The 7,519-nt window shown below is 71.4% G+C and carries 7 protein-coding genes and 1 pseudogene; 1 reads left to right on the top strand and 7 read right to left on the bottom strand.

All coding sequences use genetic code 11. The features are described 5' to 3' along the window. Window positions 1–1,473: PKD domain-containing protein (locus ACXJKL_RS09810; protein WP_457206874.1), on the top strand; the 1,473-nt coding region annotated here is incomplete at its 5' end. A gap of 30 nt (window positions 1,474–1,503) precedes the next feature. On the opposite strand, the gene pth is transcribed toward ACXJKL_RS09810, so the two are convergent. The 7 genes and pseudogenes from pth to glmU form a co-directional block, all read right to left on the bottom strand. Beyond that, a complete protein-coding gene (gene pth / locus ACXJKL_RS09805) occupies window positions 1,504–2,094 on the bottom strand; it encodes an aminoacyl-tRNA hydrolase (protein WP_457206873.1) in 591 nt (196 codons plus the stop codon). 122 nt (window positions 2,095–2,216) lie between these two features. Further along, window positions 2,217–2,918: a 50S ribosomal protein L25/general stress protein Ctc gene (locus tag ACXJKL_RS09800; RefSeq protein ID WP_457206872.1), complete on the bottom strand. Its 702-nt coding sequence runs from the start codon at window positions 2,916–2,918 to the stop codon at window positions 2,217–2,219. Window positions 2,919–3,096: 178 nt separating this feature from the next. After that, entirely contained in the window at window positions 3,097–3,882 is a 786-nt protein-coding gene (locus tag ACXJKL_RS09795; RefSeq protein WP_457206871.1) for an ABC transporter permease, read from the bottom strand. 10 nt (window positions 3,883–3,892) lie between these two features. Continuing rightward, a complete protein-coding gene (locus tag ACXJKL_RS09790) occupies window positions 3,893–4,663 on the bottom strand; it encodes an ABC transporter permease (protein WP_457206870.1) in 771 nt (256 codons plus the stop codon). Beyond that, a complete protein-coding gene (locus ACXJKL_RS09785) occupies window positions 4,660–5,637 on the bottom strand; it encodes an ABC transporter ATP-binding protein (protein WP_457206869.1) in 978 nt (325 codons plus the stop codon). Before ACXJKL_RS09785 ends, ACXJKL_RS09790 begins: the two co-directional genes overlap by 4 nt. Window positions 5,638–5,674: 37 nt before the next feature. Continuing rightward, on the bottom strand, window positions 5,675–6,655 hold the full coding sequence (locus ACXJKL_RS09780) for a ribose-phosphate diphosphokinase (RefSeq protein ID WP_457206875.1): 981 nt from the start codon (window positions 6,653–6,655) through the stop codon (window positions 5,675–5,677). Between the two features lie 37 nt (window positions 6,656–6,692). Next, window positions 6,693–7,519, bottom strand: a pseudogene (gene glmU, locus ACXJKL_RS09775) (bifunctional UDP-N-acetylglucosamine diphosphorylase/glucosamine-1-phosphate N-acetyltransferase GlmU); the annotation flags it as partial.

The following is a 7,519-nucleotide window of genomic DNA, read 5'->3' as shown; positions in this document are numbered from 1 at the left end:
CAGCTGGGCGACGGGACGACGACGCGGCGCACGACCCCGGTCCGCGTCGGCTCCCTGACCGACGTGGTCGGCATCGCCGGAGGACGCGACCACGGCCTCGCCCTGCGCGGTGACGGCACGGTCTGGGCATGGGGCTCCAACGACTACGGGCAGATCGGCGACGGCACCCTCACCGACCGGACGTCGCCCGTCCAGGTCCAGCTCCCGGGCGGCGCCCGACAGGTGATCGCCGGGGCACACCACTCCTAYGCCCTGCGCACCGACGGCACCGTCGCCGCCTGGGGTCGCAACTACCGCGCCAACCTCGGTGACGGCACCACGACCAACCGGACGCGTCCCGTGAGCGTCCGCAACCTCTCCTCGGTCACCATGATCGGCTCCGGTCGCGACACCGGGATGGCCGTGCTCGCGGACGGTCGGCTGATGAGCTGGGGCTCCAACTCCGCCGGCCAGATCGGTGACGGGACGACCGTCAACCGCTCCACCGCGGTGCTCGTCCCCGGGGTGTCGGGCGCGGCACTCGCCGGTGGCGGCGGTCAGGAGTACGCCGTGGTCGTGGTGGCCCCGACGACCCCACCTCCCACCACTGATCCCGTCGCCGCGTTCACGTCCACCTGCACCGGCACGTCCTGCACCTTCGACGCCGGCGGCTCGCGGGATCCCGACGGCGGCGCCCTGGTCGGCTTCGCCTGGACGTTCGGCGACGGGGAGTCCGCCTCCGGCCCCGGCTCGACCACCCCGCACGTCTTCGCCGCGTCGGGCACCTACACGGTGACCCTGACCGTCACCGACGACGAGGGGGCCACCGCGTCCGTCTCTCGCCAGGTCCTCGTCCAGGACCAGCCGCCGCCGACGGACGGACCGCAGTGGCGCGCCACCGGCTCGTCGGACTCCAACTCGGCACGACCGGCCGTGACCGTGCCCGGTTCCGTGCAGTCGACGGACCGGCTGGTGCTGTTCGTGACCGCCAATCGGGCCGCGACCCTCACGACGCCCGCGGGCTGGACCGTCGCGGGCACCGTGTCGGACAGCACCGATGCCCGGTCCTGGGTGCTGACCCGGACTGCCGGTCCGGGTCTGGCCGGCACCAACCTCCAGCTGACCCTGGACGCCCTGTCGAAGACGAGCCTCGTGCTGCTGGCCTACAGCGGCGCCGGCGCACCGTCGGCCGTGACCAGCAGGGCCGAGCCCGGGAGCTCGGCCACCCACACGGCACCCGCAGCGACGGTGGTGACGGACGCGTCCCGGGTGGTGAGGTACTACGTCGACAAGGCCAGCGACGTCCACACCTGGACGCTGCCGTCCGTGCTGACCGCACGCGCGACCACGACCGGCAGCGGCGGCGGTCTGCTGGTGGCGGCCGCGGGCGACGAGGCCTGGCCGAGCGCCGGGACGGCTCCGGCGCTCGCCGCGACCTCGTCGCTCGTCTCGGGCAAGGCCATCGGCTGGACGCTGGTGCTCCCTCCGGCCTGACCTCGTGCCGGGGGGGYCAGGAGGTCCGGGTCAGGAGTTGAAGCGCTGCTGCGTCTTCTCGAGACCGTCGGTCAGCAGCGACTCGACCGCGTCGGCGGCGTCCATGACCTGGAAGGGGAGGTCCTTGCGCTCGGCGGCCGAGTAGTTGGACAGGACGAAGTCGGCGACGTCCTGCCGTCCGGGCGGGCGCCCGATCCCGCAGCGGACGCGGTGGAAGTCGCCGGTCCCGAGGCTCGACCGCATCGAGCGCAGACCGTTGTGGCCGTTGTCGCCGCCACCGAGCTTGGTGCGCAGCGTCCCGAAGGGGATGTCGAGCTCGTCGTGGATCGCCACGATCCGCTCGGGCGGCACCTTGTAGAACGTGGCCAGGGCCTTGACCGGCCCGCCGGTCTCGTTCATGTAGCAGCGCGGTCGCGCGAGCACCACGCGGGGACCGGGGATGCCGGGCGGCGTCAGGCGGCCCTCGACCACGTCGGCACGACCGCTCTTGTGGGACCGGAAGGGCGACCCCATCCGGTCGGCCAGCTCGTCGGTGACGAGGTAGCCCACGTTGTGGCGGTGGCCCGAGTACGTCGGTCCCGGGTTGCCCAGGCCGACCACCAGCCAGACGTCGTCGCTCATGTGCCCATCCTCCCAGCCGCTCTCCGGCCGTCGCGCGCCGGACCACCAGGCCCTGCAACACGCTGAAATGGCGGACGCCGCACCGGGAAGCCCGGTGCGGCGCAGCCTGTGGTGCGACGAGGTCACTCGGCGGAGCTGCCCTCCGGGGCGTCGCCGGACTCGCGGGCGCCGTCCTCGGCCGCGGCCTCGGTCTGGGCCTCGGCGATCTCGGCGTCCGAGACGTCGTGCTCGATGCCCAGGTCGCCCTCGGCCTCGGCGAGCTCGGCCTCCAGCGCCTCCGCGGAGATCTGCTGGGTGACGTTGACGATGAGGAGCTCCCCGTCCGCGAGCAGCGTGGTGCCCTGCGGGAGGGTGATCTCGCTCGCGTGGATCTGGGTGCCGACCGGGGCGCCCTCGACGGAGACCTCGAAGAACTCGGGGATGTGCGTGGCCTCGGCCTCGACGGAGATGACGGCGTTCTCGGTGACGACCAGGGTGTCGGGGGCGGCGTCGCCGACCACGTGGATCGGGACGTCGACGGTGACCTTCTCACCGCGGCGGACGGCCACGAAGTCGATGTGCTCGATCACGCGACGGATCGGGTCGACCTGGACCTCCTTGGCCAGGGCGAGCTGCTCGCTGCCCTCGACCTCGAGCTCCAGCAGCGCGTTGGAGCCGCCGTGCTTGAGCGCCATCATCGTCTGGTGGCCCGGCAGGGTCACGTGCACGGGCTCGTTGCCGTGGCCGTAGATGACGGCGGGGATCTTGTCCGCGCGACGGATGCGACGGGCGGCACCCTTGCCGAACTCGGTACGGGTCTCGGCGGTGATCTTCTCGGCAGCCATGCTCTTCTCCTCAGTACGTGGAATGTGGGGACCCCGGAGAAAGCAGAACGCCGCGCGTCCGACAGTCGGCGCGCGGCGTTGAGGTCCACGCTGCCCTGTCGATCACGGAGTCGAGCTCCCTCGCCGAGGCAACTTCCCAAGCCTACGACCGGGCGCCGGGTCTGGTCGAATCGCCGCCTCAGATCCGGTCGAGCGTGGCACCGCTCCGGCTCAGCCGCTCGAGCACCTGGATCGAGGCCAGGCCGACGACGACGTACGTCGTGCCGACGAGCAGCTCCGTGCCGACCAGTCCCTGCACGGCACCCCAGCTCGCTCCGTCGGCCAGCGCGCGGGTCGCCTCGATCGCGTGCGTCAGGGGCAGGCAGCGTCCGACGGCCGCCATCCAGGACGGCAGGTCRTCGAGGGCGACGTTGGTGCCGGTGAAGATCAACAGCACCAGGAAGAGCACGTTGCCCAGCGTGGCCCCCTCGCGGTAGACGAGGTTGAGGGCACCCATCACCAGGCCGAGGCCGGTCGAGGACAGCGACCCGACGGCGACCACGAGCGCGATCGCCGGCCACGCGCCGCCGGGGACGTCGGTGTCGAGGAGCAGGGAGCCCACGACGACACCGAACATGGCGACTCCCCAGCCGTTCGCGATCACCGGCATGGCCCGGCCGAGGAACAGCGGCACTCGTCGCGCCGGCGTCGCCAGCACCAGCCCCAGCGTCTGGGAGTACCGCTCCCCGGCGATCGTCGAGCTCATCGCGAACAGGCACGGGATGGCGGCGTAGTTGAGGGCGTTGCCGATCACGTAGAACTCGTCGTCGGCCACGCCGGCACTGCGCCCGATGAAGGCGAAGAGCAGGATCTGGCAGATCGGCGAGACCAGAAGGGCGGGGATGAAGATCCACGGGTTCATCCAGCCGAACATCGCCCGGTAGCTCATCAGGCCGCCGATGAAGAAGATGCGCAGGCTCACCATGCGTGCCCCCTCACGTCAGTGCCAGCGTCGCGTCGCGGCGGGCGGAGTCGATCAGGCGTACGCCGAGCCAGGCGGCCAGCGCGGCGTACCCGAGACCGACGAGACCGCAGACGGCGAGGTCGAGCCACGGGCTCTCTCCTGCCGCGGCGGCGCGCATCCCCTGCACGGCCCAGGTCGGGGCGAGGATCCACGACAGCGGCCGCAGGGCGTCGGGGAGCATGTCGAGGGGGATGACGAAGCCGCACAGCAGCCAGCCGGGGTACTCCAGGGCGGCGCCCAGTGCCCACGACGTGCGGTAGCGGACCGCGGTCACCGACAGCAGGAAGCCGAACAGCGCGATGGTGATGGTGGCCATCAGGATGCTCAGGATGAACAGCGGCCAGTCGGCGACGTGGAGGCGCACGTCGAAGAGCCACCAGTTCCACAGCACGGTGGCGACCACGCTGTAGAGGCCGATCGTGGCCATCGCGAAGGTGATCGGCAGCAGCACCAGGGAGAACCGGGTCGGCGCCGCCACCACGAGCTCGAGGGTGCCGGCCCACCGCTCACGTTGGACCAGGGTGCTGGCACTGACGGTCTGGGAGGTCCAGATGCCCATCGCCGCGGCCCCGATCCCGGCGTAGAGCATCGCCTCCGGATCCCCCTGCACCTGGTAGACGAGCAGCGCCGCGGTGGCGAACATCAACGGGAAGACCACCGCGAGGAACCCCTCGAACGGTGAGAAGAGCAGGATCTTGAGCTGGAGCCAGTAGCAGACGGCCAGCTGCCGGAGGCGGATCACACCCCGGCCCGGGTGACGAGCTCGACGTAGGCGTCCTCGAGCGTGGGGTCGCGGTGACTGACCCGCCCGACGCGGGTGTCGTCGAGACCGGCCAGGACGGGGTGGGTCACCTCGGCACCCGGCTCGCACGCCACCACGACGACCCGGAGCTGGCCCCGGTCCTCGACCGCGACGGAACGCACGCCCGGCACGGTCCGCAGGCGGTCGAGGACCTCGTCGCGGACGCCGTACGTCTCCACCTCAAGCACCCGACCCGAGCTCACCAGCCGCTTCAKCTCGTCGGGGGTCCCCTCGGCCACGATCTCTCCGGAGCGGATCACCGCGATCCGGTCGCACAGCTCGTCGGCCTCGAACATGTAGTGGGTGGTGAGCAGCACGGTCTTGCCCTGCTCGCGCAGCCCGGCGATGGTCGCGCGCAGCTCCCGGGCGCCGACCGGGTCGATGCCGATGGACGGCTCGTCGAGGAAGAAGACGTCCGGGTCGTGCAGCAGCCCCCGGGCGATGTGCAGCCGCTGGCGCATGCCACGCGAGTAGCCCTCGACCTTCTCCCCCTCGCGACCGGTCAGGCCCACCAGCTCGAGGAGGGACCCGATGCGCGCCCGCTGCTCGCGCGGCGGGACGCCGTACAGCTCGGAGAAGTAGCGCAGGTTGTCGAGGCCGGTGAGGCGCTCGTAGAGGCCACGGTCGCCGCCGAAGACGTAGCCGATGCGACTGCGCACCTCACGCACGTCGGACACCACGTCGCGGCCCAGCACCGACGCGCTGCCCGAGGTGGGGATCAGCAGGGTGATGAGCATCTTGATGGTGGTCGTCTTGCCCGCCCCGTTGGGGCCGAGCAGGCCGAACAGCTCGCCGGGCGCGATCTCGAAGCTGACCCCCTTGACCGCCTCGACCGTCGTACGGGTCGGACGCAGGACGCCCTGCTTGGTCTTGAACGTGCGGCGCAGGTCGCGCGCCTCGACGGCGAGAGTCACCCGCCCGACCCTAGACGGGCGGGCCGGTCAACGGGTGCTACGCGTGGCCGTCGAACATGGAGGTGACGGAGCCGTCCTCGAAGACCTCCTTGATCGCCCGCGAGATCAGCGGCGCGATCGACAGGGTGGTCAGCTTGTCGAACTGCTTGTCCGCGGCGACCGGGAGCGTGTTGGTGACCACGATCTCGGTGGCCGAGCAGTTCTTGAGGCGGTCGACGGCGGGGTCGGAGAGGATCGCGTGGGTGGCGGCGATGATGACGCCCGCGGCGCCCTCCTCGATGCACGCCTCGGCGGCCTTCACGATGGTGCCGCCGGTGTCGATCATGTCGTCGGTCAGGACGCAGATGCGGCCCTTGACCTCACCCACGACCCGGTTGGCCACGGTCTCGTTGGGGCGGTCGGTACGACGCGTCTTGTGGATGAAGGCCAGCGGGGCGCCGCCGAGGCGGGCCGACCAGCGCTCGGCGACCTTGATCCGGCCGGCGTCGGGCGAGACCACGGCGAGCGGCTGGTCGCCGTACTTGTCACGCACGTGGTCGGCGAGGATCGGCAGCGCCATCAGGTGGTCGACGGGGCCGTCGAAGAAGCCCTGGATCTGGTCGGCGTGCAGGTCGACGGTGATGAGCCGGTCGGCGCCGGCGGTCTTGAAGAGGTCGGCGATCAGCCGCGCCGAGATCGGCTCGCGACCGCGGTGCTTCTTGTCCTGGCGGCCGTAGCCGTAGAACGGCATGACCACGGTGATCCGCTTCGCGGAGGCCCGCTTCAGCGCGTCGACCATGAGCAGGTGCTCCATGATCCACTCGTTGATCGGCGAGGTGTGGCTCTGGATGACGAACGCGTCGCACCCGCGCACCGACTCCTCGTAGCGGACATAGATCTCGCCGTTGGCGAACTCGTACGCCGACTGCGGCACCAGGGCCGTGTCGAGCGTGTCGGCCACCTCGGCCGCCAGCGTCGGGTGGGCCCGACCGCTGAAGACCATCAGGTTCTTCTCGGTCGTCTTCTTCAGTCCGGTCACCGGCTGCGACTCCTCGATCGGGGGTGGGGCGTCGACCTCAGGATTGTGACCCACCGACGCCGTCTGGCCCAACCCCGGGGTCCACCTGCCGTTCACCTGTGACGGATCCCTCGTTCGCCTGCGCGGCCGCCTCCGCCTGGGCGGTGCCGGGGCGCCGGGACTGCGCCCACCCCTCGAGGTTGCGCTGCGGGCCGCTGCTGACCGCGAGGGCACCGGGCGGGACGTCGCGGCGTACGACGGTGCCCCCTGCGGTGCCCGCCCCGTCGCCGATGACCACGGGTGCGACGAAGGTGTTGTTGGAGCCCGTCTTGGCGTGCCGCCCGATGACGGTGCGGTGCTTGGCGACGCCGTCGTAGTTGGCGAAGATCGTGCCGGCCCCGATGTTGGTGCCCTCCCCGATCTCGGCGTCGCCGACGTAGGAGAGGTGCGGGACCTTGGCGCCGTCGCGGATCTGGCTGTTCTTGGTCTCGACGAAGGTGCCGATCTTGCCCGCGACGCCGAGCTGGGTGCCGGGGCGGAGGTAGGCGAACGGGCCGACGGTCGCTCGGTCGCCGACGACGGCGAGCTCGGCGTGCGTGCGAACGACGCGGGCGCCGGCGCCGATCTCGCAGTCCTTGAGCGTCGTGTCCGGGCCGACGACGGCGTCCTCGGCGACGATCGTGGCGCCGAGGAGCTGGGTGCCGGGCAGGATCGTGACGTCCTGGGAGAGCCGTACGTCGGCGTCGATCCAGGTCGTCGCGGGGTCCATGACCGTCACGCCGTCGCGCATCCACTGCGTGACGATGCGCCGGTTGAGCTCCCGGCCGAGGTCGGCGAGCTGGGCGCGGTCGTTGGCGCCCTCGGTCTGCATGACGTCCTCGATGG

It is taken from the genome of Nocardioides sp. P5_C9_2 (assembly GCF_054049555.1).
Note: the sequence above shows the minus strand (reverse complement) of the source record. Positions and strands in the feature narration are given on the sequence as shown.